The sequence below is a fragment of the Hoyosella subflava DQS3-9A1 genome (genome assembly GCF_000214175.1).
GTDB lineage: Bacteria > Actinomycetota > Actinomycetes > Mycobacteriales > Mycobacteriaceae > Hoyosella > Hoyosella subflava.
Map to the genome: position 1 here is coordinate 72,657 of NC_015564.1, position 22,211 is coordinate 94,867.

The following is a 22,211-nucleotide window of genomic DNA, read 5'->3' on the forward strand; positions in this document are numbered from 1 at the left end:
GCACCGGCGACATATTCCCTGCGCAACTACGCTGGCGGCATGTCTAAGTTGATGAATCTCCCTAAGCCACTGACCGCGAAGCTCCCCAGCGCGCTTGGCGGAGACGGCCGCGGTGTGGTGGCAGTTGTCCGCGTGCATGGGATGATCGCGGCAGGACCGGCCGGTATCGCACGGCACGTGGTGTCCGCAGAATCGATCGACGAGCAGCTCATCCGCGCGTTCGGCATGGACCGCGTCAAGGCTGTCGCGCTGCTCATCAACTCCCCAGGTGGTTCGCCTACACAGAGCGAAGTGATCGCCTCGCGGATTCGGCAGCTCGCGGAGAAGCACAAGGTTCCGGTTATCGCGTTCTGCGAGGACGTTGCTGCATCGGGAGGTTACTGGGTGGCGTGCGCCGCCGACGAAATCTATGCGGCGGAAACCTCAGTCGTCGGCTCGATCGGGGTGATCTCGGCGGGGTTTGGATTCCAGGACTTGATGTCGAAGCTGGGTGTAGAGCGGCGCGTGTACACGTCCGGAACCGAGAAGGCGCGGCTCGATCCTTTTACCGCGGAGCGGGCGGACGATGTCGAGTGGCTTTCGGGCTTGCAAGGCGCGTTGCATGATCTTTTTCGCCAGTGGGTGCTGGAACGTCGTGGGTCTCAGCTTCAGCAGGACGGGGACCTTTTCAACGGGGACGTCTGGCTCGGGCGCGAGGCATTGCAGCGCGGCCTGATAGACGGTGTCGGTTCGCTGCGGGAGATCGCTGCGAAGAAGTTCCCCCACGCGGAGGTGGAATTCGTCGCGCCGAAGAAGCCGTTCTTTGCGCGGCTGGGCATGCCGTTTCCGGACCCATTAGGCATGGACAGTGCGCTGGGACGTTTCGGTGCCGCAGCTGCGCAAGCGCTTGTCGGTGCGACAGTCGAGACTCTTGAGGCGCGTGTTGCGTGGGGGCGTTTCGGCCGATGAGCCCGATTCTGAATATTCGGGCAAACAGGACGGTGCCGAGAGTTAACAGGCTGGTGACAACTTGGGTGTGGACAAAGGGGAACTTGTGGATAAGTTTTTATCATCCCAGGCCACAGAGCTAGTTTTGGGCGGGTTATCCACCGATTCTGTGGATAGACCTGTGGATATTGTGGATAACTTTGCTAACTAATGTTAGCGAGATCACACATTGTGAACGGCGTGTTGCCATTCGGTGTTCATCGCTCTACAACCCACTCGAATTCCACTCTCGCTGGGTGCGTTCGCGCGGTCGCCTGGAACAACCGCGATCCGCGTGTCAGTATCGAGGTGTGAGTGAAAGTGTGCCTTCCGTGCCTATCGGCGACCTTCCCGAGGAGTTCTCGGAGTCGGTCGTACTGCTCGATGTCCGCGAGCCAGACGAGTGGGACCAGGGGCATGCCCCAGGCGCGCTGCATATCCCCCTGGAGGACGTGCCCGCGCGAGTCGATGAGGTAGATCCCGATGCGGAGCTTTTTGTCATCTGCCGCAGCGGCGGTCGCAGCTTCCGCGTGATTCAATGGCTCAACCAGATCGGATACGAGGCGACGAACGTCTCAGGTGGCATGGTGGCGTGGCAGAAAGAAGGACGCCGCGTGATTGCCGGGGACGGAACGCCCGGGTCGGTCTACTAGCGGACGGCGCAAAAATGGGCTGGGTTCAAGGCTGCACACGCTGCGGTGCTCTGTGGCCGATTGGTGACGTAGCCGCGATGTGGTGTCCGCGCTGCAACGGTAGGCTCGCCGCGCCGATGCGCGATCCGGCTCAGGTGACCCCGGTGGCCCCGCGGCCTGCACCGTCGATGCACCCAGTGCTCCGCCGCCCGTTGTCGCACCGCTGGCTGGCACTCGCCCCGCCCGCTGTCACGGAGTCTGCCGAGTCGCGTGGACGTAGGCCCGCACCGGTCACGCCTACTCCCCGGGCCGCAAGTGTCCCAGGCTGGAGCTTGTATGAGAAGCCGCAGCAGGCGTTACCCAAACAGCCCCGCACCCGAATATGGGGCGGGTATGCCGTTTCATTCCTCGTTGTGGCAGCAGGACTGTATCTCGCTGCGGGCCTGGCAGAGGTTTTCCGCTTCGGGCTCCTGCTCTATAACCGGTCCAGGCTCGTTCCGGCCTGGCTCGCCTTCTCCTCAGATTTCCTCGTCGCGGTGACCGCGCTCGCGGCGATCATCTGTTCACTCCTTGCGGCGGTCAGTGCGGCGTGCTGGCTGGTCGACTTCAGGCGGGAGTGGTTCGCGCGGTTAGAGCTTCGGGATACGCGTTCGGTTCGAGAGCAACTGCTCGGCTGTCTGCTCCCAGTGGTGACACTCTGGTACCCGGGCACCTTGTTGAGCGAAATGCTGAGCAGTGCGCGCGCCCGCGACCATTTTGGGCAGCAGGCACGCTCGGTGCTGACGCGGGTAAGGGTGTGGTGGGGGATGTGGGTGGCCACCTGGATCTGTCAGGGCCTGTCACTACTGTGGCGCGAGACGGCTGACACTCTGCAGGCTCAGGCGAATGGTGTCGAGTTCGCGGCGCTTACTCATTTCCTGGCTGCTGCATTCGCAGTGATGACGCTAGTTGTCATGCGTGAGCTACTCCATCTGCGCGATCGCACCCGCCCGCGTTCATCAAAACGCTGGGTGGTTGCCGCATCGCCGTAACCTGGGGCTGTTGCTCCGGTTGATTTGTCCGGGAACGATGAGGGTGTGAAGACACGACCGGCTGGGCGGCCTGGTGGGCGTCCGAGTGTAGTCGCGCACCGGGGTGCGTCCGGGGAACGGCCTGAACACACGCTTGCGGCGTATGAGCTCGCACTGGCACAGGGCGCTGATGGTCTTGAGTGTGATGTCCGCTTGACGCGCGACGGCCAGCTGATCTGTATGCATGATCGCCGGATTGACCGGACGTCAACCGGGCGTGGCGTAGTCAGTTCCATGACCCTCGATGCGCTGAAAGCGCACGACTACGGCAGTTGGCATGCTTCGGTTACAGCGTCAGAGCGAACATCTGTCGCCCTGGGTGATCCCGACATCTCGAACCCGGAGGTTGATCGCTACTCCGAACCGTCGGAACCGCACACAGTTCTTACTCTGCGCGAGTTGTTAACGCTGGTGGTTGATTGGCCAAGCCCAAAGACACTTTTCATCGAAACCAAGCATCCAGTGCGGTTCGGGGGCCTCGTCGAGTTCAAGCTTCTCGCGGAGTTACAGCGCTTCGGGCTTGCCAATCCCCGCACCGATACCGATCCGCCCGTCGTGTTCATGTCTTTCGCGCCCTCGGCAGTTTTCCGGATCCGGCGTGCTGCACCTCGGTTGCCGTCAGTTCTTCTCGGGGAGAACTCGCGCTATCTCGGCGTCGCTCCGAGCGCGAGCGGAATGCCGACGGCGATCGGGCCCTCCATCAAGATGTTGCGGGAGCGGCCGTCCATCGTTGAACGAGCAAGAGCATCTGGCCGCGCAACATATTGCTGGACGGTGGACCATCCGGCGGACGTGGCACTCTGCCGTGATTTGGGAGTTCGCTGGCTTGCCACGAACTTCCCGTTGCGGACAAGGCTGCAGCTTGAGGAGCAACATTCGCAGCGCCAATCGGGGTAACACTCACCGCGCCCGGTAGGTTGGCGGTGTGGGAAAGAAAAGCAAGCGCAATGCAGGCCCGAAAGAGGGAAGTCGGCGAGCTGAGAAGCTCGCACAGCGCCAGGCACGGCTCGCGGAACTACCGGTACGCAGGCCTTTTGAAGGCCTCGCGGCAGAGTGCGACATCGTCGCGCTGCGCGAGTTCGTTCCGTCCGCGGTAGCGCCGTTGCCGCTCGCCGCGTCTGCCGCAGAGAGCGCTGATAATCGAGAGCTGAAGCTGGCGACGGTCCTGCCAGGCGCCGTGGCCTCGCTGGTACGCACGGTAGGTGATCCTGCAGTGGATGAAGCATATGTAGCGTTGCAACTGGCTGCGCATACAGACAACCCTGGCCGGGACCTGGCGGCCGCAACCCAATGGGTCCTCGGCGCGAAGCCGGGCTCCTCACTGACGCAAGCGACACCCTCTAGCGACACTCCGGCACTAGCCGACATTCTCGACTCCGACAGTCTGCTGGATATCACCGTCCACAACGACTTCAACTGGTGGATTCCTGAAGGATCGGAACCTGCCGCTGAGGTAGCGGCAGCGGTCCAGCGTGCTAACGAGGTGATCATGCCCTCAGCGCGCCTAGCGGGGGACGGGATCGTGGCGGCATGGTGGGTTGATGCGGGGGAGAAGGCTCACTTGCGGTGGGTGCGGCCTGAGGATGAAGAAGCGCTAATGCGCGCGCTGGCGCGGTTGCACGCCCGCGATGAATTGACCCTGGGGGAGGGTTCACGTTTCGCGGGGTCGTTCCGGGCGCACGGGCTCCTAGTGCCGGTCTTCGATCTCGACCCCGAATCGCACCATGAGGAATGGGTGCGGCCTGCCGTAACGCTGCAAGAGCGGCTCCTACAGGCGCTTGCGGACGACGCGCCACTGAATACCGCAGAACGACGCTCACGTGACGGGCTGATCGGGCGCCAGGTGACGCTGCGCTGAATACAGAAGCCTGGCCCCCGGCGCTCTCCGATGAGAATTCGCTGGGAGCCAGGCCTTGCGGCGAATGCGGTTAAATCGCGCCGCCAGCCGCATGAGGGGCGGTCGAATCCCGTGCAACTGGGCTGACTTCCCGGTCAACGAACGTTTCAAGATCGAAGAGGTTGTCTCCCGCGCGCTTGGCAATGGCGAGCAGAGTCGTCATCGTCGCGACCTCCTCGACCTGCTCCTTCAGGAACCACTGCATGAACTGTTCGCCCACATAGTCACCTTCGTCGCGGGCAGTGCTAGCGAGCTTAACGATCTGGTCGGTGACTTCCCTCTCCTGGTCCAGCGCAAGTTCAAGCGGCTGCAGGACATTCGTGAAGTCGTTGCGGACAGGCTCGACGCCCGGAATGTCGACCCGCATGTCGCGGTCGAGGAAATACTGCACGATCATCATCGCGTGATTGTGCTCTTCGTTGGCTTGTGCGTAGAAGTGTTTTGCAAGCTGGGGCAGGTCTTCGTTATCGAAGTAAACGGCAATCGCAATATATTGCTGCGATGCAGTGAATTCTTGCTTCACTTGTTCCCGCAACAGGCTGATGAACTTAGAATCCGTGCTGTTTGTCATGGTTCCAGAATAGGCTCTGACAACAGGCATGTCATGCCAGTTCAGCCTAATTAAGGATAGTGTTCCCACAGTGAAGGTACCGTAACCTAAAATAGCTCAACGGTAGCTAAACAAAGCCATCCCTAACTCTCAGGGCAGATTTCTATCCCGAAGTGATGAGATCCGCTGGTAATGGTTCACCCCTCGAGATCGCACCCCAGAATCGAGGCCCGTCGTTAGCGTCCCAGTACAGGACATTGCCAACTCCGGCGAGGTCACCAAAACCACCGACGGGGACGGTCGTTGTCACGATCGTGCCGCGCAGTGCCAGGCCGAGGCGCACCGCATCGATCAGGGTATCGCGCTCGTCCATGGCGATTGCCCGTCCGACGGCGCGAGCAAGGGGGATGCTGCGGAAGGGGTTGAGGATAGTCGCTGGGCTCGCGATCTTATCCGAAAGTGCGGACATGAATTTGCGCTGATTGTTCATTCGGTCGAGGTCGGCGAGAGGGGTTGCGCGGCTGCGTACAAAGCCGAGGGATTCACGCCCGTTCAGAGTCTGGCAGCCGGGGGCCAGGTCAATGCCTGCCAACGGATCAGTCATTGGATTGTCGAGGCACATTTCTACGCCGCCCACGGCGTCGGTAATTCCCGCGAAACCGGCGAAACCGACCTCGAGATAATGGTCAATGTGGACACCGGTGGATTCTTCGATGGTCTGAACAAGCAGCGGAGCACCGCCAAATGCAAATGCCGCATTGATTTTTTCATAGCCGTATCCAGGAATGGGAACGTACGAATCCCGCGGAATACTGACGAGTACGGTGTCACCACCCCGGGGCTTATGGACCAGAAGAATTGTGTCGGTACGGTCCGCGCCGGACTCCCCGCCAGTAGTGAACTCGGCTTCCTGTTCAGGCGTCAGGCCCATCCGGCTGTCCGACCCCACGATGAGGAAGTTGGTCCCGGGAGTATCGCCTATGCGCCCCTCATAGGAGGAGAGCGCGTCGACTCGCGGCATCGACCTGTCCAGCAGAAATCCACCGACCCCGACCACGAACACCAGAATCAGCAGCAGGATCATGAACACCCGCAGCGGGCGTCGGCGACGCCTCCAGTGGCGTCCGTGCTGTCGTGGCGGCGGGGCCGGGCGCCGGGGCGGCCCTGAAGGTGGGACCGCAGCCCATTGGCCAGCGTGTTGCCGCGTCCGGGGAGGTCGCGCCGGGGGAGGTGGCGGTTGTTGCGCGGGGAATGCCTGCCCTCGATACTGCCGTGTGCGGGCATCCGGCTGCGGCGGCTGGCGCGCTTGACCGGGAGGTATGGCTGACCACGCCTGGTTCTCCGGCGGCACGCGGGGGTCCCCCGGTGGCCATGGAGGCTGCTGATGGCGACTACGGCGGGGGTCCTCCCCTAGTGGAGGATTTCGTCGATGATCGCCGGGCATGCCACGACTTTACGCATCAAAAATTGCCCGTCGGGGTGATTCCTGATACTTGGTGGCCTCACCGGCCCGGCTTGCGAGGCTGCTTCCGGCGCGCCGGGGGCTGGCGGGACTTGCCACGCCCCGGCGTCTTCGCGGTCGGTTTTGGCGCGGGCTTCTGCATCGCGGAGGTCTGACCGCGGAGCCCTCTGCTCGAATTCGCCCGGCGGCCCTTGACGATCCCGACCATCTCGTCGAGCAGTGCATCCGTATCGGTCGATCGCTCGGCCAGCCAGGCGATGCCCACATGCGAGCGTGGTCCGGCAGCGAGCGGACGAAGAACGAGCTCTGGATCATGGTGCAGCCGCGCTACGGACATCGGAACTACCGTGACGCCAGTCCCGGTCGCGACGAGATCTACAGCCTCGCTGGAAGTCGCGGGCCGGTGGAGCTGCGGTACACCGGGAACGCCGCCGACGCACTCCCAGGCGAACATGTCATCAAGTGGGTGCCACACTGCTTCGTCGGCAAGGTCCGCGCAGGTCACCTCCTCGCCAGCGCAGAGAAAGTGTCCGCGCGGAACGACAACTACCGGCATCTCGTCGTACAGCGGCACCACGCTAAGTAGGTCCCATTCTTCGGCGCGTTGTGGGGGAAGTCGCACGAGTGCGGCGTCGACGCGCCGCTGCACCAGCGCTGCGCACTGGTCCGAGACGGAAACCTGCACTAGCTGCAGGGGGACGTCGGTTACCCGCTCAGACCAGCGCTGAGCCCACTTCGCGGGTGTGGCGCCGGGTACGTACCCAAGCCAGAATTCCTTCGGATCAGTCATCGTTGCCGCTTGTCAGGGTGGAACGGTCGGAGTGACCGAGGTCGCGAGCGGGGGCGACTACGTCGCGGACGCGTTGCTTGAGAACAGTGATCTCGGGGAACCCACCGTCAGTCTCGCGGTTCCAGACGTTGCTCTCCCCCACATCGATGCGGAACGAACCGCTGGCCCCGGGGCGCAGTGCGACTTCACTCACATCGCCGTGGAACGAGGTGAGCAACTCCTGCGCCATCCAGGCGGCGCGCAGCAACCATCCGCAGCGTACGCAATAGGTGATGACGATGCGACTGCGACTGTTGTCACCGATGTCGGGGAGAGATTCGGTCATGTTCTCAGTATTAGCCAGCGTCACGCGAGTGCAAGCGTCGGCTAGCGCGCGACCACGAGGATGTACCCGACGAAGGCGACGATGTCGATTACGGCATGCGCGATGAGCAGCGGCCATACCCGTCCGCTTACCTGAAAGTAGCGGGCGAAAACGATGCCCATGACGATGTTGCCCCCGAAGGAGCCGATTCCTTGATAGAGGTGGTAGCTTCCGCGGATCAAGGCTGATGCGGCAAGCGCCGCGTTTGGGCTGACGCCGAGTTGACGCATCCGGATGAGGAGATACACGACGACGATGACTTCCTCAGCGGCGGAATTCGCGATCGCTGAGGCGACCAGCATCGGCACCTGCCACCAGCTGTCCTGCAATGCGCTGGGGACGACCTCCAATGTGATCCCGAGGGTGCGGCCGATTGCGTAAAGCCCGAGGCCGGGAAGGCCAATCACCGCCGCGAGGACGAGTCCGGCGCCAATGTCAGCACGTCTCAGGCGCAGCTGGGCGGCCAGCCAGGTGGCGGCACCCGTCCGCCACAGCAGAAATCCAGCAAGCCCGGCCCACGCTAGCAAGCGCACGACGAGAAGTGCGTTCCGCGCGAAGTCGATGATCGCGGAATCAGACCGCGTCACGTTCAGCGCGACGGTCTGTTCGGCGATCGGTCGCGGATCGAGCCAGGCTTCGGCAAACGTAAGGACACTGAATAGACCCTGAATCCCGAGAGTGATGAAGACGACTAGGCCGACCTCGATCCACAGCAGTCGCCGCTGGCGGGGGTCAGGCTCCGGCTCGGGCAGGTGGCGGAGGTCGGGCCTGAACCAGGTACGGATACTCACCTTGAGTCAAGCTAGCAGCGTTACTGGCCTCTCGCGCGCATCCCATTCAGGAATGGACAGCCCATCAGAATGCGCAGAGCCTGACTGAGCTGGTCGGGAGTGCTGACTGGGGCAGGGAACGCGATGCGGATGTCTTGATCCGCGTTGTCGCTCGCGCCAGAATGCTCGACCCGCAAACGCAGTCCGTAGCGATCAAGTCCGAGGGGGCGGATAGTGCCGGCGCGCGCCGACGCGGGAAGTTTACGGGTGATCATTGCCAGCATATCGGTGTGGTCACTGTCGAGATGACGAAGCCAGCACGTTTCGACATAGCAGAAGGGGTCCGGCTCGGCTGCCGCGAGTGCGTCGACAGGGACAGCTTCCGCGCCAGTGTGATCGGCCACAACCGTGGATGTCATCTCGAGGCGCAGCAGGGTCATACCGTGGCCGACGTCGAGAAGCTCGACGTGAGGGGAGGTCGCCGCGATTCGTGCCGCAGTCGCTGCGAGAGCGTCGGGATCGATCGGGAACAGTTGCCCGCGGATCCATACGAGTGCCCGCACCGGTTCGCGCAGCTCAACTGGGGCCTCGTCGGTCAATTCCAGGACGGCGGGCATTCCCGCAGTACAAGCTTGCCATGTCAGGGCGGTGGCGGCGCAATCCTCAGGGACCGCAATGATCATGCCCCCGATGCCGTCGAAGTGGTGAACGGACGTCGCCACCGGATCGGTTCCGTCGAGCGCGAGGACAGCGGTGCGGGCGCGGCTAAATGCGGACCGGACCCGCTCCGCGGCGTTGGGGCCGTATTGGCCCGGTGATCGGTGTGCCATCGATCGCATCCTCTCGAGTAGGTGAGGTAAGGCTAACCAATTTATCCTTCCGGTGGAAGTGCTAGTACTTAAGCTGCCTGGGAAGGCCCGGGCACGTACGCTCTTATGCGTGCAGCGAATCGCCTACTTCGGACCAGCCGGAACCTTCACTGAAGCGGCACTCGTGCAGATGGAAGCCGCAGGAACCGTGCGAGACACGGTAGAGCGAATCCCAGCCGCCAGCCCGCCTGCGGCACTCGACCTCGTCCGGAACGGGCACGCTGAGATGGCCTGCGTTCCGATCGAAAGTTCCGTCGAAGGACCGGTGGTGCCCACACTGGACGCGCTTGCGCGTGGTGAGCGGCTGCAGATCATCGCGGAAACCGAACTTGCGATCGCGTTCACTGTCGCGGCGCGCCCGGGAACCTCCCTGGAGGACGTGCGGACTATCGCTGCCTACCCCGTTGCCGCCGCCCAAGTCTCGAGTTGGCTCTCCGACAACCTCGGACATGCCCGGATCGTTCCCGCCGCCTCCAACGCCGCTGCGGCAGACGATGTTGCCGCGAACCGGGCCGACGCAGCCATTTCGACGCTCCTCGCCGCTCGCCAGCGCTCCCTCCAGATCCTTGCGGACGAAGTCGCTGACGTCGAGGGGGCCCGAACGAGCTTCGTCCTTGTGACGAAGCCCGGCCCGCCGCCCCCGCGCACCGGTCGTGACCGCACGTCGATCGTTCTTGGCCTGCCAAATGAGCCCGGCGCACTCGCGAAGGCGATGAACGAGTTCGCTCTCCGCGGGATAGATCTCAGCCGAATTCAGTCGCGGCCTACCAGGACAGGAATGGGAACATACCGCTTCTACCTCGACTGCATCGGCCATATCGACGACTCGGCCGTCGGTGAGGCGCTCAAAGCTCTCCGTCGCGGTGGCGGAGAAGTGAGGTTTCTGGGATCCTGGCCGACAGTAGTGTCAGGAGGGTGTCCGCCTCCTGACGACACCGCGGTATCGGCGTGGCTTGAGCGTTTGCGCCGGGGAGACAGGACACTATGAGTGGGCGCCTGGTGCTGGTAAGGCACGCTGAATCAGAATCGAATATTCTCCAGAAACTGGACACGCGGCCACCCGGCGCCGGGCTGACCGCGCGCGGACACGAACAGGCGAGCGCGCTCGCGAAGGACGCTCAGTCCTGGACGTGCAACGCGCTCGTCAGTTCGATCGCATTGCGTGCGCAGCAGACTGCCGACCCTTTGTCGAGGACGCTTGGCCGTGAACTTCAAATTGTCGAGGGTATCCACGAGATTCAGGCAGGTGAACTCGAAGACCGCGCGGACCGCGAAGCGCATCGTCTCTACCTCGATGCGTACTCAGCATGGATGCACGGTGACTACTCGGTGAGGATCCCGGGTGGTGAAAGCGGGCACGACGTTCTGGACCGCTATTTACCCGTCATCGGCGACCTTCATGATCAGTACCTGGCAGACGACAACGGAACGGTCGTTGTTGTTAGTCACGGCGCGGTGATCAGGCTGGTTGCTGCAAGGCTCACGGGGATTACCCCGATGTTCGCGATCATGAATAGGCTTCAGAACACGGGGGTCGTTGAGCTTCAGCCGACCCGGGGTGGCTGGGAACTTGGCCAGTGGGGTCAACTCAAAGCACCGTTCACCGACGTGGCTGAACACGTTCGTGACGTGATGGGCTGACCTGTGGGGCTGCTCAGGAGCCTGTCGGCATCGCCCAGCACAACCCCTTGAGAAGTGCCGAGATACGGGCGTCGCTGCCACCACATAGCGTTAGCCACGGTGGGTCTCCCGGGCAGGCAGGTATTGTCATCAGCCTCCCTATCGGGGTGTCGAACACCCCTGAAGTGATCATGCTGCCCGCACGAGGTGCGCCGGCGACGATCTCTGACATCCCCGTCAATCGTGAAAATGCATCCACTAATCGGCGGGCGTCCTGAGCGGGAACGCCGAGGCGCCTGAACGCAGACTCCGCTCCTGCTGGCTCTCCCGCCATCCCGAGCGCCTCCAGAAGATCTTCGCGCGGGGCTCGCACATCGCGCACTCGCATAGCGGGAACAGAGCCGAGGAACCGCCGCAGCGGCGCGGCTGGTGCACCGGTGATCGCCGCAATTCTGATGATGTCTCCGGTGCGGACGGCACCCACCGGCGAGCCACGGCGACCTCCCCAGGAGATCACCATTCGCTCGGGCTGGGCTACCGCGATACGCCGGATCGTGACCTCATGTTCAGCAAGCATGAGCGTGCGCAGCCAATCAGCGAGGTCAGGGTGCACATACCCGTCGGTGACCAGGCCGCGTCGGGACAGGTTATCGATATGGTGCGCGCTTTCGCTCGCGAGCGGGACCTGCAGAGCCACCGGCAGTTCCTCGATTCCTGCGAAGGACTGCAGCGCGGCCAGTTCGGAAACCGTGACTGTTGCTGCCTCGAGCTCGTTCGTTAGTTGCGGCGCCAGTATCACGGTCACCGCCCCCCAGCATTCGCGCCGATGATCGGAGGACAGACGAGTTGCCCAGCTGGACCCGTGTCAAAGGACTCTCTGGGACCGGCAGCCTTTCTGAGGGGGCGGACGTCGTCCTCCTCGGCGGATGCGACTGCGCGTCCGGCGAATGGTGCGTAGGGCATTGCCGCGGGCGTCACCGTGTCCCGCGCTCCTGAAACCGGTGTAGTCCGATGCGAAACACCCCGTCCAGCCTCCCCAGTGCCATCAGGCGTGCGGATCGCCCGTGAGCTTCGCTGATCGGCATCGCGAGTGTGTCCTGAAAGCTCATCACCTATGGCTCCCCGCGATAAAAGGAGCCGATCGCTCGCAGGTATGGCGCCCACCGCAAGGCTTGCGCTGACTGTCGCAAGGGGCGTGGTAACGCTCGATCGTGGTGCTGTGGACTGCACCGCACCTGCGGACGACGTAGAACTTCCGGAGGCGGGTCCGGCAATAGTTCCGAGGACTGAGGAAACTGAACGCACGGCTGCCGCCGAGACGCCCGCGATCGTCGCGGCGGAATGTGCAGCGTGCGACAGGTGGGAGGCCCCCTGAGTGACGGCTGCGAGCGGAGTAGTGGGCCCAGACAGTGCCCCAGCGACGGGCGAGACCTGCGCGGGGCTGATGTGGGCGGGACCAGAGCTGCCGACGTTGCTGAACGCAGACGCAGGCGTGGTCGAGAGCGAAACGTCATCCGGAATCGCACCGTCCGGATTCGATTGCGGCTCCGCGCTCTGAAGGTTGGTAAGAGCTGGCGGGGCCGGGAAGTCGACAGCAACACCGACAGGGGAGCATGCCGCTTCGTACCCGTGCATCGCTGCGGCAGCCCGGATGTCGAGTGCCCGCTCCATGCCCTCGCCCGCGGCAGTCAGCCCGCTAGCGACGCCAGGAGCCGCAGCGCCGGCGGCTTTCATCGCCTGGGCAGCCAAGATCTCCGCTTCAGTGGGCATTGCCACGTTCGCAGCGTCGTATCCCGATGCACAGAGACGGGCCTGTGTGCTCACCGAGCTGGCCGTGACGCTGGCTGCGCGTAGCCAGGCCTCCATTTGACCGAGCTTGGGCAGCGCCCGGGCGGCCGCGTCGCCGCGCCAGCTCTCACCGAGAGAGCGGGTGACTGCCGCGATCTGGTCAGCCGTCTCGGCAAGTGTGGTGCTCATGTCTGACCATTGCGCGCTTGCTGTAGCCATTGGGCCTGATCGCGCTCCGCCGCGAAGGTCGGTCGCGAGCCGTACGACTCGACGCAACGCCCAGACAATGCCTGTGAATCCCATGTCGTTACCCCTGACAGCTGTGGTCACGAACGAGCGTGCAGCGCTGCGCTGAACGTCTCGTCATTCGCCGAATAGTCCGCCGCGATGGCTGCCAGCGCACCCGAGGCCGCCCGCAACTCAGCGACGGCAGCATGCGTGCGGTGGTTGAGACTGGAACTAGCCGAGGAACTCCAGCGGGCTGCCGCGAGTGAAACCTCATCCAGCCCCGCTGGCACAGGGCTCAGCGCGGATGCGCATCTCGCTAGATCGGCAGTGATCCGATGCGCCATCGCCTCCAGCCGCTGTGCGGCCTCCCAAAGCGCTTCTGGATTGACATACAGCTGATCCCCCACCGCGAAACCTCCCACTGTCAGCGGACATGGGTCCTCGAGAGAGATGCGATGTCATCGATCTCACCGGCCCGCTATAGACCGACGCAGCGAAACCCCACTTGGTTCCGCGAACTTCACCGAAATTTTCGGGAGTAACGAAATTCGGTGGAGCGTGCCGTCGTGTGCTGAGGTTTAGGCCCAGCCGAGTTCGTGTAAGCGGTCGTCGTCAATACCGAAGTGGTGGGCGATTTCGTGGATGACAGTCACTGCTACCTCGTGGACCACGTCATCCTCGGACTCGCACATTGTCAGCAGCGCATCGCGATAAATCGTGATGGTGTCAGGAAGGCTGCCAGCGTAGAACGAGTCACGTTCGGTAAGCGCAACACCATGGTAAAGCCCGAGCAGGTCCGGTTCTTCCTCATTACGTTCCTCCACGAGCACGACGACGTTGTCTATCGCGCGCGCAAGCTGCTCCGGAACGAGATCGAGCGCATCAGACACGAGCTCTTCGAAACGCTCGTCGGTCATAGCTACAGGCATCGACTGGTTCAGTCCTCAGTTCTCCGGGTCTTCGGGAGCATCAGGAGCCGGGGCGTCACCGGGCGGCTGCCCGTTGATCGTGAACTCTCCGCGCACCGAACCAGCGATCGTCGCGAACCCAGCACCTTCGGTTTGCGCGCCGACCGCGCAATTCACCAAACGACTCCCCGCAAGCCAGCTCGAGAGCGTGCGCGTATCCCAGAATGCGGTGAGGCCGAGCTCCTCGAGCCGTTCGGGGCCCCCCAAGAATTCTGCGCTCAGCTGGCGGCACCGCTCATCAAGGAATCGGTCCTGATCGTCAGGCGAGGGATAGCCCTCCCCGAACTCGTCAACCAGGTTGACAATTCCGACGACCTCGAACGCGTGGGGATCCTCGCACGGAACGGGGTCCGTGGGGATGTCATGGTTGATCCCGATACACTCGCCCGGCTCCCAGGTCACGGACTGATCTTGGTCAGCAGCATGGCCTCGAACCGGGAAAACTTCTCCAGTGGTACCCACGTTCTGCAGACCGCACCGGATCGTTCGCTCGCCTGCGTTCCAGCCCGCTTCCCCCGGATTGATCAGGTTAACGCTGAACTTGCCGCGAGGGTCAAACCGAGCTCCGAGATAGTCCGAGACGGCCGGTTCACATACCTGGGCGCGAAGTTCCGCGAAGCGAAGTTCAGAAGGGAACTCGGCTTCCGCGCCGAACTCACCGCCCGGGAAGTGCGCTAGGTCCATTACGGACGCGACCTCGAAGCGGTGCTCCTCCGAACACTCAACGAGCGAAAGGTCACCGGCGTCGCCCGCCTCCCAGAACAAGCAGTCGCCTGCCTCCGCGGACGCGAACGCTTCACCCGCTACTGCACCAGTTTCGGGCGCGGCGACAGTTGTCAGTGAGGGTTCGTCCTCCTGCTCACCAAAATCTTGGGTGAGGACAAAACTCGTCACTCCGCCGGCTACCAGGATTAGTAAGACGACGAGCGCGGCGATCCGAAGGCCTTTGCGCGGCCGTTTGGGCGCGGTCGTCGCGGTGCTGTCTGTCGGCGCGCTGTTCACACCTTCTCCAGGCTCCTCGGAGCCGGGCGCAGCAGCCGAATCTAATGGCTGATCGGCGGCGGCATCGTCACCGCTGCTCGGTTCGTCACGCTCATCGTGTTCGTTCGTCATCGGCCTCTATGATGCACGCATTTCGCCGGGGGGACGAGTGGGCTCCCGGAATTCGCCCCCGGTACGGTCGAAGAATGAGCGACGCCGAGACGGACGATGCCGAACTCGCCGAGTTCGCGGGACGCCTCTTCGACATGGCACGCAGGGGTGATGTACGAGCGCTGGCCGCATACTTGGACGCCGGAGTGCCAGCGAATCTGTCCAACGGGAAGGGGGACACTTTGCTGATGCTTGCGGCATACCACGGGCATGCGGAGGTCGTCACGCTACTCGTCGAGCGGGGTGCCGATGTGGATCAGCAAAATGATCGCGGCCAGACACCACTTGCGGGCGCAGTATTCAAGGGCGAGGACGAGATTGTCGCGACGCTCGTGCGCGCGGGTGCGGACCCCTACACGGGCGTGCCACCGGCTATCGCCGCAGCGACGATGTTCGGGCGCGAAGACTATGTGCGGCTGCTGGAGTCGGCGCCCGTAACTGGCCCAGGCGAGTAACACGATAAGACAGTTGCCAGCCCCGCGCAGTAGTGTGTTCAGCTGTGATCGACCTTAAGTTCCTCCGTGAGGATCCAGAAGCGGTCCGCGCCTCACAACGCGCCCGTGGTGAAGACGCCGGTCTAGTGGATACGCTGTTGCAGGCGGACACAGAACGCCGTTCGGCTGTAGCGTCCGCGGACAACTTGCGGGCTGAACACAAGGCACTCGGAAGGCGCATCGGCAAAGCGTCGCCTGAAGACCGCGCGGAATTGCTCGACGGCGCCGCCAAACTCGCACAGCGGGTTAAAGATGCGGAAGCCGATGAGAGCGCGGCTAACGACCGTATGCAGCAGGCGCACCGCGCGATCTCCAATATCGTGCATCCAGACGTTCCCGTCGGAGGCGAAGCGGACTTCGCGGTGCTCGAGACTGTGGGAGAGCCGCGATCGATCGAAAACCCGAAGGACCATCTCGAGCTCGGAGAATCGCTGGGTCTGCTCGATATGGAACGCGGCGCAAAGGTCTCAGGTGCTCGCTTCTACTTCCTCACGGGGTACGGCGCTCTGCTTCAGCTCGGTTTGCTGCAGCTTGCTATCCAGAAGGCAGTCGCCGCGGGCTTCACCCCGATGATCCCGCCAGTGTTGGTGCGTCCAGAAATCATGTCTGGTACAGGTTTCCTCGGCGCGCATGCTGCCGAGGTTTATCATCTCGCGGATGATGACCTGTACCTGGTCGGGACGTCTGAGGTACCGATAGCGGGGTATCACTCGGGTGAGATTCTTGACCTCAGCGCAGGGCCGCGGCGTTACGCTGGGTGGTCGTCGTGCTTCCGGCGGGAAGCTGGCAGCTACGGCAAGGACACGCGCGGAATTATCCGTGTCCATCAGTTCGACAAAGTCGAAATGTTCTCGTACTGCCGGCCAGACGAGGCCACCGCTGAGCACAACCGGCTCCTCGGGTGGGAGAAGGACATGCTCTCGGCGATCGAAGTTCCCTATCGGATCATTGATGTCGCATCTGGCGATCTCGGCTCGTCGGCTGTGCGCAAGTTCGATTGTGAAGCCTGGATCCCCACCCAGCAGACCTATCGGGAATTGACGTCGACATCGAACTGCACGACGTTCCAGGCCCGCCGCCTTGGCATCAGGTACCGAGATGAGAACGGCAAACCGCAGATGGCCGCAACCCTCAATGGCACGCTGGCGACCACACGCTGGATCGTCGCGCTGCTCGAGAACCATCAGCAGGCAGACGGCAGCGTCCGGGTGCCAGCTGCGCTCGTCCCGTTCGTGGGCACTGAACTGCTGACGCCGAACAACTAGGAAGATTCCGGCCGGAGGATCATGCAGCGGGCGGTAGCGCTCGCAAGCAGGCGGTCGTCGCTGTCGCGGATCTCAGCGCGCGCGGTCGCGGTCGTCCGCCCGCTGTGCTCGGCGTAGCCGGTCGCTCTGATCGTGCCGGTCTCTTCAGTCACTGGCCTGAGAAACCGGATGTTGAGATCGAGCGTCGTATAACCGACGGATGCCGGGAGCGTGGTGCTCACCGCGAACCCCATCGCGGAATCAGCAATCGCTGTAACGGCACCGCCGTGCACGGAACCAACTGCGTTGTAGAGAAACTCCGCCGGTTCCAGCTCGATTGTGGCTGAGCCCTCCTTCGCCTCCGTCACTCGAAAGCCAAGGGTGTGTGCGATAGGGGAGTGCTCTAGTTCGCCGGAGGCAAGCGCGCGGAGGAACTCGAGACCGCTCAATTCGAAGTGCTTTCCGCGCACCGCCATCGGATCCACCCAGGAGTACTGGCGCTCGCGTCGTTTTGAAGACCCATTGGATGCCATAGCCTGCATTCTCCCCGAAGCGGCTGAGGTCGCGTCCCGCCCCCGAATCCCGAAGGACAATGTCCGGATTACCCGCTAGGCTAGGGCGCGTGGAACCTGTCTACGGCCCTGTCGTTGCCATTGCAAAAGTTCTTTTCCGCGCCCAGGGACTCCAATTCTCCATCAAGGGAGAAGAGAACATGCCCCGGAAGGGCGGCGCGGTGATCGCCGTGAACCACACCGGCTATCTGGATTTCTTGTATGCGGGCAAAGCGATGGTTCCCGCAAAGCGTTACATCCGGTACATGGCCAAGCAGGAAGTGTTCGACCATCGCATCACTGGCCCAATCATGCGTTCCCTCAAGCATATTCCGGTCGATCGGGTAGCCGGCTCAGGTGCCTACGAGGCGGCAGTTCAGGCGCTGCGCGACGGCGAACTCGTGGGCGTGTACCCCGAGGCGACAATCAGCCGCAGTTTCGAGCTGAAAGAGTTCAAATCTGGCGCCGCGCGTATGGCGATCGAAGCCAACGTCCCGATCATCCCGATCGTTGTCTGGGGTGCGCAGCGTGTGTGGACCAAGGGCCACCCCAAGCGGCTGGGCCGAACGAACACGCCCATCTCCGTATCCGTCGGCGCACCGATCGCCCCGTTCGAGCCTGCCGCCGAACTCACAGCGAAGGTGAAGGGCGTCATGCAAGAAATGCTGCTGAAGGTTCAGGATGAGTATGGCCCGCACCCCCAGGGCGAGTACTGGGTCCCGCGGCGACTCGGGGGCAGTGCCCCAACGCTGGAGGAAGCAACCGAATTGGATCGTCGGGACACGGAGGCGCGCATAGCGGCCAGAAAGGCCAGAGAACAAGCAGGGCCTCAATGATCCGTAGCGCGCGAGAGACAGTCGCCAGCTCAATTGCTGTGCTGGCATACGGATTCTTCGTGTTGCTCGCCTACATCATTCGGGCCTACCAGGGAGCCCAGCTCACCGTGGTAGGTGCGGAGAACGTTCCACGCCAGGGTGGCGCTGTCTACGCGATCAACCACACCGGTTACATGGATCCAATGTATGCAGGGTTCGGGCCGCTTCGCGTTCGCCGGGCAGTCCGCTATATGGCCAAGGACGAGTTGTGGCGAAACCCCTTATCGCGAACGATCGTCACACTCACGCGTACGATCCCCGTGGATCGGGAAGCCGGTGCAGCCTCCTACCAGGCAGCGGTCGCAGCACTCCGTGAAGGTGCCCTTCTGGGAGTGTTTCCGGAAGCAACCATCAGCCGCAGCTTTGAACTCAAGGAGTTCAAAAGTGGCGTCGCCCGGATGGCGATTGACGCGGACGTGCCGATCATCCCGGCTGTGCTGTGGGGCAGCCAACGGATAGCGACCAAAGGCAAACCGAAAAATCTGCACCGTTCGCGGACACCGCTGCGCCTACACATCGGCGAGCCGATACTCCCGACGCAACCACTCGACGAGCTCGTGCTGTCAGTGAGGTCGAGTATGCAGCAGCTGCTCGAGCACGCTCAGCAGCAGTACGGTGCCCATCCGTCAGGTGCGTGGTGGGTTCCGCAGCGCCTTGGTGGTGGCGCCCCGACTCTCAATGAGGCAACCCTCTTGGATAACGAGGAAATTGCTGAGCGGCGCGCCCGGAAGCGGAACCGGGACGCCTGAGTAAACGCGGGATTGGATCGCGGGGCAGGATAGTAGGGTGACTTCGCTACCTCACCGGCCATCCGAGCCGCCACGGCTCATCGGCTCAGATGTCGACGGAACCCTCATCGATGATCAAGACCGCATCACTGACCGCACACGGAGAGTCATCTCCGCGGCCGTCGCCGACGGTGCCCAATTTGTGCTCGCCACTGGACGTCCCCCGAGGTGGCTGAAGCCGATCATCGAGCAACTTGGCTATGCGCCGCTCGCGGTCTGCGCGAACGGTGCGGTGGTGTACGACAGTTCGGCGGACCAGATATTAACGGCGAGCACGCTACCAGTGGAAACGCTGGAATGGCTGGCAGATTGCGCCCTGACAGCCATCCCGGGTTGCGGTCTCGCGGCCGAACGGGTGGGGCGCAGCGCCCATGACGCGGCGTCGCCGCAATTCGTCAGCGCACCCGGCTACGAGCACGCGTGGCTGAACCCGGACAACGTGGAGTTGTCCGCAACTGAAGTGCTGTCCGCACCTGCGATCAAGCTACTCGTGCGTAAAGCTGGTGCAGCGAGCGCTGATCTTCGAGCCGCACTCCTGCCCCTCGTAGGGGATCGCGCACACATCACTTTCTCTACGAATCACGGATTGATCGAGCTCTCCGCGCCCGGCGTCACCAAAGCATCGGGACTCTCATGGGCTGCGGAGCGCCTCGGCAGAACCCCCGCCGAAACCGTCACTTTCGGTGACATGCCAAACGATGTACCCATGCTGGCATGGGCGAAGCATGGTGTTGCGATGGGTAACGCGCACCGCGACGCGGTCATCGCAGCGAACGAGATCACGAAGACCAACAATGACGACGGCGTTGCCCATGTCCTCGAACACTGGTGGGGATGACCCCGAAACGCAAAGGGTGGCCTGCGTTGAAACGCGGGCCACCCTTGTGTTCAGCGGATCATCCCTCGGCGGGAGCTGCCTCCGCGCTGAGGTGAGCGTCGACCGTGCCGGTCGTACCGTCGAAGACGAGGTATCCGTTCTGGAAGTTCGTCCGAACTCCCTCAGGCACAGTGAACTCCTCGGTGATCGGCAGGCCGAGATCGGACTGCTCTGCACCTAACGCGGCCCATTTCTCACCGATGGCGCCCCAAACAGCACGTGCACCGGTTTCTTCGGACCAGTAGATCGTTCCGTTCTCGAACTTGGCATTCCTGACGTCGCCGGAGGCATCGCTGATGCCTTCAACGACAGTGCCTAGGAGGCCCTCAGCGCCGCCAAGGGTGTACCAGCGGCGGGCAATTTCTTCCCCGACCTGATCGCTAGCGTCGGTGCGAAGCTGAGCGAGCAGCCGTGGCAGCTGGTTGTCGATCGCGCTAAGCAGGTCGCTGGAACTCCATCCCGAGTTCCCCCGCACCGGAGGCGTCACTGAGCCTTCACCGGGGGGAGGGGTTGACGGTGGCGTCGTTGGAGGAGTCGTCGGCGGAGTTGTGGGTGGGTTGTCGCCCCCACCGCCGTTGCTTGGTGGCGGAGTGCCACCCGAAGCTGACTGCTGATATTCGGCAGCAATGTTCCGAATGGTTGCCATCTGCTGGTACCCGAGATTGCCTGGGCACTCGGTGTAACCGACGTCACGGTGCGCGAAGATATTCGGCAGACGGACGCTCTGGCCCTGCGGAATCCATGTAAACGAGGTGCCCTCAGAGTAGTGGAGCGAGTTGCCGGTGGCACTGAGGTTCTCGAGTGCGAGGCGCCAGCCCGCGAGCTTGCCGATCGCCTCGACCTGAGCACGTGGCGGCGTCACGTTGCTGTAGTGCCCGATCATCGAATACCCGGCAGTGTTGACGTTGAAGCCGCCGGTGTGAGCGCCTTGTAGATCCCGTTCCATTCCGCCGAAACGGCCCTCGAAAATGCGGCCGTACTTGTCAACCAGGGCGTGGTAACCGACATCGCACCAGCCGAGTGTTTGCGCGTGGTACGCGTAGATGCCGCGGACGATCTGCGCCGACTGCTCCTGCGTGTAGTTGTTGTTGCCGGCCGTGTGGTGCACGACAACGGCTCCAAGGCCACCGTTGACCCGGGGCTGGTTACAGCGGATGCCTTCGTTGGCGCCCCACTGAGCTCGGCTGATCACCGTTGGTTTCGTCGGCACCCCCGCGATGTCAACTGGATCAGAGACGTCCGATGGTGCATCGGCGATCGGGGCGCGACTCGGGCGAACGAGAATCGCGGTGAGGTTCTCAGCAGTGCCGGACCGCTCAGGTGCGGGTGGCTGTGCGATCAGGGGCCGAGAGATGTCGCCTGGTTCGCCGGGCGCCTCTTCGGGCGCCTCATCTGTAGGTGCCTCGGCTGGCACCTCGTCGGCAGGTGCTTCGGCTGGTGCACCTTCGGGCGCCTCGTCCGCGGCGGCCCCGTCGTTCGGTGCGGCGTCTTCGGGTGCGATCGGTTCGCTAGGTTCGGTGTCACCACTCAGCACGGGGTTGACCTTGCCGCCAATGCTGATCTGGACCCGGTTGGTGTCACCAACGAAGACGACCTCGCTTGCGGTCCGGCCTTCCTCGATTTCGTTGACGTAGCTGGATGCGTCGATCGGCTCGACCTCGAACCAGTCGGTCCAGGTTTCGTCTTCGAGTTGCGCACGAACCCAGGCCTCCGGGTCGCCTTCACCCTCCCAGGTCAGGCCGAACATGTTGAATGGGGTGTCCTGGCTGATCTCGCGGACGACGGGTTCATCTCCGTCGTCAGAGATGTGCCCGGGCGCCCCTCCGATGCCCGTGATGGCGGAGGTTGTGCCTGGGTTGATTGGCACTTCTTCGATCGACGTGGGCTCGTGGTCGGTTTCTTCTGCAGCGTTGATCACGCCGGGACTGTTGCTTGTGAATCCGATTCCCGCTAGCGAGCCAGCAGCAGCGACACCGGCGGCAACACTCAGCGACAGCAATCGTTTCGGGTGGTGTTTCGGCAACGCAGTGACTCCCTTGATCTGCGGTCTGGTCGCTCTTGCGTGACGTCGATTTCGGCCCATCACATTCACGGCTGTCCCGTCAATGCACAACAGACCCTTCAGTCACTGCAAAGACCATAGGCACCCCAGCAACACAGGTAACGCACTGAACAGTCTCTATGTGGTTAAGATCTGGAGTACCCGGTCGTGACATGACCGGGAATGTGTGTATGAGGGCCGCCCCATAGGACCCG

The 22,211-nt window shown here is 63.0% G+C and carries 25 protein-coding genes; 12 read left to right on the forward strand and 13 right to left on the reverse strand.

Going from position 1 to position 22,211, the window contains the following annotated elements:
• Positions 1–39 precede the first annotated feature (39 nt).
• The 5 genes from AS9A_RS00355 (at position 40) to AS9A_RS00375 (ending at position 4,526) form a co-directional block, all read left to right on the forward strand.
• Positions 40–948, forward strand: a complete 909-nt coding sequence (locus tag AS9A_RS00355; protein WP_013804884.1) for a S49 family peptidase — start codon at positions 40–42, stop codon at positions 946–948.
• 329 nt (positions 949–1,277) lie between these two features.
• Positions 1,278–1,619, forward strand: coding sequence for a rhodanese-like domain-containing protein (locus AS9A_RS00360; protein WP_192808161.1), 342 nt, complete (start codon positions 1,278–1,280; stop codon positions 1,617–1,619).
• 116 nt (positions 1,620–1,735) lie between these two features.
• Entirely contained in the window at positions 1,736–2,629 is an 894-nt protein-coding gene (locus AS9A_RS23045) for a DUF4328 domain-containing protein (protein WP_158307335.1), read from the forward strand.
• A 45-nt stretch (positions 2,630–2,674) separates the two neighbouring features.
• Positions 2,675–3,565 (forward strand): glycerophosphodiester phosphodiesterase family protein, encoded by an 891-nt coding sequence (locus AS9A_RS00370; protein ID WP_041450752.1) that lies wholly within the window; start codon positions 2,675–2,677, stop codon positions 3,563–3,565.
• A 28-nt stretch (positions 3,566–3,593) separates the two neighbouring features.
• Positions 3,594–4,526: a DUF5926 family protein gene (locus tag AS9A_RS00375; protein ID WP_013804889.1), complete on the forward strand. Its 933-nt coding sequence runs from the start codon at positions 3,594–3,596 to the stop codon at positions 4,524–4,526.
• 70 nt (positions 4,527–4,596) lie between these two features.
• On the opposite strand, the gene AS9A_RS00380 is transcribed toward AS9A_RS00375, so the two are convergent.
• From AS9A_RS00380 to AS9A_RS00405, 6 genes are all read right to left on the reverse strand, one after another.
• Complete coding sequence (locus AS9A_RS00380; RefSeq protein WP_013804890.1) at positions 4,597–5,136, reverse strand: ferritin; 540 nt, start codon at positions 5,134–5,136, stop codon at positions 4,597–4,599.
• Between the two features lie 142 nt (positions 5,137–5,278).
• Positions 5,279–6,199 carry an LCP family protein gene (locus AS9A_RS00385; RefSeq protein ID WP_013804891.1) on the reverse strand — a complete coding sequence of 307 codons (921 nt, stop codon included), beginning with the start codon at positions 6,197–6,199 and terminating at the stop codon, positions 5,279–5,281.
• Positions 6,200–6,617: 418 nt separating this feature from the next.
• The gene (locus tag AS9A_RS00390) at positions 6,618–7,367 is read right to left on the reverse strand and encodes a LysR family substrate-binding domain-containing protein (RefSeq protein ID WP_013804892.1); all 750 of its coding nucleotides are present in this window, start codon (positions 7,365–7,367) and stop codon (positions 6,618–6,620) included.
• Complete coding sequence (locus AS9A_RS00395; protein ID WP_041450753.1) at positions 7,360–7,692, reverse strand: SelT/SelW/SelH family protein; 333 nt, start codon at positions 7,690–7,692, stop codon at positions 7,360–7,362. The genes AS9A_RS00390 and AS9A_RS00395 overlap by 8 nt, the downstream gene beginning before the upstream one ends.
• Before the next feature lie 41 nt (positions 7,693–7,733).
• The gene (locus AS9A_RS00400; protein WP_013804894.1) at positions 7,734–8,522 is read right to left on the reverse strand and encodes a CPBP family intramembrane glutamic endopeptidase; all 789 of its coding nucleotides are present in this window, start codon (positions 8,520–8,522) and stop codon (positions 7,734–7,736) included.
• 20 nt (positions 8,523–8,542) lie between these two features.
• Entirely contained in the window at positions 8,543–9,331 is a 789-nt protein-coding gene (locus AS9A_RS00405; RefSeq protein ID WP_013804895.1) for a DUF2470 domain-containing protein, read from the reverse strand.
• Positions 9,332–9,440: 109 nt separating this feature from the next.
• Here AS9A_RS00405 and pheA point away from each other — a divergent pair, with 109 nt between their 5' ends.
• The gene (pheA, locus tag AS9A_RS00410; RefSeq protein WP_013804896.1) at positions 9,441–10,358 is read left to right on the forward strand and encodes a prephenate dehydratase; all 918 of its coding nucleotides are present in this window, start codon (positions 9,441–9,443) and stop codon (positions 10,356–10,358) included.
• Positions 10,355–11,011, forward strand: coding sequence for a histidine phosphatase family protein (locus AS9A_RS00415; protein WP_013804897.1), 657 nt, complete (start codon positions 10,355–10,357; stop codon positions 11,009–11,011). The genes pheA and AS9A_RS00415 overlap by 4 nt, the downstream gene beginning before the upstream one ends.
• Before the next feature lie 13 nt (positions 11,012–11,024).
• Here AS9A_RS00415 and AS9A_RS00420 read toward each other — a convergent pair whose 3' ends face one another.
• The 5 genes from AS9A_RS00420 to AS9A_RS00440 form a co-directional block, all read right to left on the reverse strand.
• Complete coding sequence (locus AS9A_RS00420; protein WP_013804898.1) at positions 11,025–11,795, reverse strand: ESX secretion-associated protein EspG; 771 nt, start codon at positions 11,793–11,795, stop codon at positions 11,025–11,027.
• A complete protein-coding gene (locus tag AS9A_RS00425; RefSeq protein ID WP_013804899.1) occupies positions 11,792–13,081 on the reverse strand; it encodes a PPE domain-containing protein in 1,290 nt (429 codons plus the stop codon). The genes AS9A_RS00420 and AS9A_RS00425 overlap by 4 nt, the downstream gene beginning before the upstream one ends.
• A 23-nt stretch (positions 13,082–13,104) precedes the next feature.
• The gene (locus AS9A_RS00430) at positions 13,105–13,413 is read right to left on the reverse strand and encodes a PE family protein (protein WP_013804900.1); all 309 of its coding nucleotides are present in this window, start codon (positions 13,411–13,413) and stop codon (positions 13,105–13,107) included.
• Positions 13,414–13,584: 171 nt separating this feature from the next.
• Positions 13,585–13,935, reverse strand: coding sequence for a metallopeptidase family protein (locus AS9A_RS00435; protein WP_083826407.1), 351 nt, complete (start codon positions 13,933–13,935; stop codon positions 13,585–13,587).
• A gap of 15 nt (positions 13,936–13,950) precedes the next feature.
• Positions 13,951–15,087: a septum formation family protein gene (locus AS9A_RS00440; RefSeq protein ID WP_013804902.1), complete on the reverse strand. Its 1,137-nt coding sequence runs from the start codon at positions 15,085–15,087 to the stop codon at positions 13,951–13,953.
• Between the two features lie 74 nt (positions 15,088–15,161).
• On the opposite strand from AS9A_RS00440, the gene AS9A_RS00445 reads away from it, so the two are divergent.
• Together AS9A_RS00445 and serS are read left to right on the forward strand one after the other, a co-directional pair.
• Positions 15,162–15,581 carry an ankyrin repeat domain-containing protein gene (locus tag AS9A_RS00445; RefSeq protein ID WP_013804903.1) on the forward strand — a complete coding sequence of 140 codons (420 nt, stop codon included), beginning with the start codon at positions 15,162–15,164 and terminating at the stop codon, positions 15,579–15,581.
• 44 nt (positions 15,582–15,625) lie between these two features.
• Positions 15,626–16,885, forward strand: a complete 1,260-nt coding sequence (gene serS, locus AS9A_RS00450) for a serine--tRNA ligase (RefSeq protein WP_013804904.1) — start codon at positions 15,626–15,628, stop codon at positions 16,883–16,885.
• Here the strand turns inward: serS and AS9A_RS00455 are convergent.
• The gene (locus AS9A_RS00455) at positions 16,882–17,397 is read right to left on the reverse strand and encodes a PaaI family thioesterase (protein ID WP_041450755.1); all 516 of its coding nucleotides are present in this window, start codon (positions 17,395–17,397) and stop codon (positions 16,882–16,884) included. The genes serS and AS9A_RS00455 overlap by 4 nt on opposite strands.
• Before the next feature lie 89 nt (positions 17,398–17,486).
• Here AS9A_RS00455 and AS9A_RS00460 point away from each other — a divergent pair, with 89 nt between their 5' ends.
• From AS9A_RS00460 to AS9A_RS00470, 3 genes are read left to right on the forward strand one after another with little or no spacing between them, the layout of a single operon-like run.
• On the forward strand, positions 17,487–18,251 hold the full coding sequence (locus tag AS9A_RS00460; RefSeq protein ID WP_013804906.1) for a lysophospholipid acyltransferase family protein: 765 nt from the start codon (positions 17,487–17,489) through the stop codon (positions 18,249–18,251).
• On the forward strand, positions 18,248–19,039 hold the full coding sequence (locus AS9A_RS00465) for a lysophospholipid acyltransferase family protein (protein WP_013804907.1): 792 nt from the start codon (positions 18,248–18,250) through the stop codon (positions 19,037–19,039). The genes AS9A_RS00460 and AS9A_RS00465 overlap by 4 nt, the downstream gene beginning before the upstream one ends.
• Positions 19,040–19,076: 37 nt before the next feature.
• A complete protein-coding gene (locus AS9A_RS00470) occupies positions 19,077–19,916 on the forward strand; it encodes a Cof-type HAD-IIB family hydrolase (RefSeq protein ID WP_013804908.1) in 840 nt (279 codons plus the stop codon).
• 58 nt (positions 19,917–19,974) lie between these two features.
• Here AS9A_RS00470 and AS9A_RS00475 read toward each other — a convergent pair whose 3' ends face one another.
• Positions 19,975–21,978, reverse strand: a complete 2,004-nt coding sequence (locus tag AS9A_RS00475; RefSeq protein ID WP_013804909.1) for an N-acetylmuramoyl-L-alanine amidase — start codon at positions 21,976–21,978, stop codon at positions 19,975–19,977.
• Positions 21,979–22,211 lie beyond the last annotated feature (233 nt).